This window comes from uncultured Adlercreutzia sp., assembly GCA_910585575.1.
Taxonomy (GTDB): Bacteria; Actinomycetota; Coriobacteriia; order Coriobacteriales; family Eggerthellaceae; genus Adlercreutzia.
Genome location: CAJUFS010000052.1, coordinates 1 through 2,565 on the forward strand (window position 1 = coordinate 1; position 2,565 = coordinate 2,565).

2 protein-coding genes and 1 pseudogene are annotated in these 2,565 nt (G+C 60.4%); all 3 read left to right on the forward strand.

Going from position 1 to position 2,565, the window contains the following annotated elements; genetic code table 11:
- Positions 1 to 561, forward strand: a pseudogene (gene acnA / locus QZ307_RS07830) (aconitate hydratase); the annotation flags it as partial.
- A gap of 655 nt (positions 562 to 1,216) precedes the next feature.
- On the forward strand, positions 1,217 to 1,501 hold the full coding sequence (locus QZ307_RS07835; RefSeq protein ID WP_295998247.1) for a DUF1778 domain-containing protein: 285 nt from the start codon (positions 1,217 to 1,219) through the stop codon (positions 1,499 to 1,501).
- Between the two features lie 138 nt (positions 1,502 to 1,639).
- Positions 1,640 to 2,565, forward strand: a 926-nt coding sequence (gene aspS, locus QZ307_RS07840; protein WP_295998250.1) for an aspartate--tRNA ligase, incomplete at its 3' end; no start/stop codon positions are given.

The following is a 2,565-nucleotide window of genomic DNA, read 5'->3' on the forward strand; positions in this document are numbered from 1 at the left end:
CGCGGCAACCACGAGGTGATGATGCGCGGCACCTTCGCCAACGTGAAGCTGCAGAACAAGCTGGCCGACGGTCGCAAGGGCGGCTGGACCCGCGACTTCACCACGGGCGACATCACGCCGCTGTACTACGCGGCCGTGAACTACGAGAAGGCCGGCGCACCGGCGGCGGTGCTCGCGGGCAAGATGTACGGAAGCGGTTCGTCGCGCGACTGGGCGGCCAAGGGCCCCATGCTGCTGGGCGTGCGCGTGGCCATTGCCGAGAGCTTCGAGCGCATTCACCGTTCGAACCTCATCGGCATGGGCATCCTGCCGCTGCAGTTCCAGGAGGGCCAGAACGCCGAGTGGCTCGGCCTCGACGGCTCCGAGGTGCTCACCGTGGCCCCCATCGACTTCTCGGTGGGGCTGCCGAATCCGGCCGTGGTGAAGGTGAGTGCAGCCAAGGCCGATGGAAGCACCGTGGAATTCGACGCTACCGTGCGTATCGATACGCCTACGGAGGGCCGTTACTACGAGAATGGTGGTATCCTGCAATACGTCCTTCGCGACCTTATCGAAGAGTAGAAGCTCCTCGGGGGAGGGCTGCGGGGCATACCTCCGTGCTCAAGCAGTCCTCGCTCGGCGAAACAGTCCGCTGGACTGTTTCGTTCGCTGCGGAACCTGCGCGCGGAGGCACGCCCCGCAGCCCTCTTGACTCAACTATGGTTGAGAAGTGATGCCCTGCCGTCGCTTGGTATATCGGGTGGGGTTTCGCCCTGATCGCGTTTTGTCTGCAGATGCCCCGCAGCCTGAAGGCTGCGGGGCTTTTTTGCGTTGTAGTTCGTTTATAGCGCAACAGGTTCTTCTTTGGGCGGCTTATACTCTGCCATGAATTTGACGACACCTCGTCTGTAAATCGAGCAAATATAGTAGTAGAATAAAGTAGTAGAAAATTGGGGTACGGCATGGATAAAGTGGTGGTGCATCCGCGGATTATGCGGCGACATCCTCAATTGACTGAGGCGAACGTGCAATACGCTTGGTGCGCTTCATATTACGAAGCGCTGCGACCTGAAAGCCCTCACTTTCCCGAGTACCTCAGGCTGGGAATGGATGAGGGAGGCCGAGAGCTGGAAATGGTCGGCGTGCCCACTGAAGAGGGCTGGCTTGTCTATCACGCTAACACCCCCGTGTCGAAGCGCGTGAGGGACGAGATCAAGCGAAACGAAAGGAGAAGATGATGGCTGAGTATCCTTTGGCAAATGGCTACCTTCTTTCCGATGAAGAGATAGAGCAGCGCGCCCAGGAGTGGGAAGAGGGTGTGTGGGAAGGATCGCTTGTCGAGGTGCGAGCGGGAAGGCCTCCGCTTTCCCATGAGGCAAACGCCAACCTCTCCTTCAAGTGCCCCGAGTCGGGAGCGGAGCTTATTTCCCGAGCTGCGGCGGCAAGTGGCATGAAGAAATCGGCTTTCATGCGTGAGGCGGCGCTGGAAAAAGCAAGGAAGGTTTTGGCGGCGGTTGGGTAAGCGATCAGATGGAGGGTTGGGGCCGGTCTAAACATTTCGTTTCAGCGAAAAAGCGCCCAGCAAACTGGCTTGCATGACCTCAATGAGGTACGATAACAGGCACGTGTTTTTACGAACCCTAGGAGAACGAACAGCACTATGGAAGATTTCCGTAACGAGTATTGCATGCATACGGCTACCTGCGGGCAGCTGAGCGCCGATGATGTGAACCAGGAAGTGGTCCTGACCGGTTGGGCGTGGCACACGCGCGACCACGGCGGGCTTATTTTCATCGACCTGCGCGACCGCGAGGGCTACACGCAGATTGTGGTCGACCCCGACTGCGTTTCGCCTGAGGATTTCCAGAAGGCCGAGCATTTGGGCCGCGAGTACGTGCTGAAGATTTCCGGCCGCGTGCGCGAGCGCGCGCCCGAGGCGGTGAACCCGAACATGGTCACCGGCACCATCGAGGTGCTGGCTGACGCCGTAGAGGTGCTGAACACCTCGGTCACGCCGCCGTTCTCCATCGAAGACGGCATCGAGACCGACGAGATCACGCGCATGAAGTGGCGCTATCTGGACATCCGCCGTCCGGAGATGCTCGCCAACCTGAAGCTGCGTCATACGGTTACCCAGGCCATGCGTCGCGCGCTCGACGAGCGCGGCTTCCTGGAGATTGAGACACCCATTCTGGCGAACTCTACCCCCGAGGGCGCCCGTGACTACATTGTGCCCAGCCGCCCGAACCCGGGCAAGTTCTACGCCCTGCCCCAGAGCCCCCAGCAGTTCAAGCAGATGCTCATGTGTGCCGGTGTGGAGCGCTACTACCAGATTGCCCGCTGCTTCCGCGACGAAGACCTGCGCGCCGACCGCCAGCCCGAGTTCACCCAGGTGGATATCGAGATGTCCTTTGTGGAGGGCTGGGACGTCACTGACATGATGGAAGGCGTCATGGCCGAGACCTTAAAGGCCGTGGGTGTTGACGACGTGCAGTTCCCCCTGCAGAAGATGCAGTACTCCGAGGCTATGCGCCTCTACGGCTGCGACCGCCCCGACGTGCGCTTCGGCATGCTGCTGCACGACAT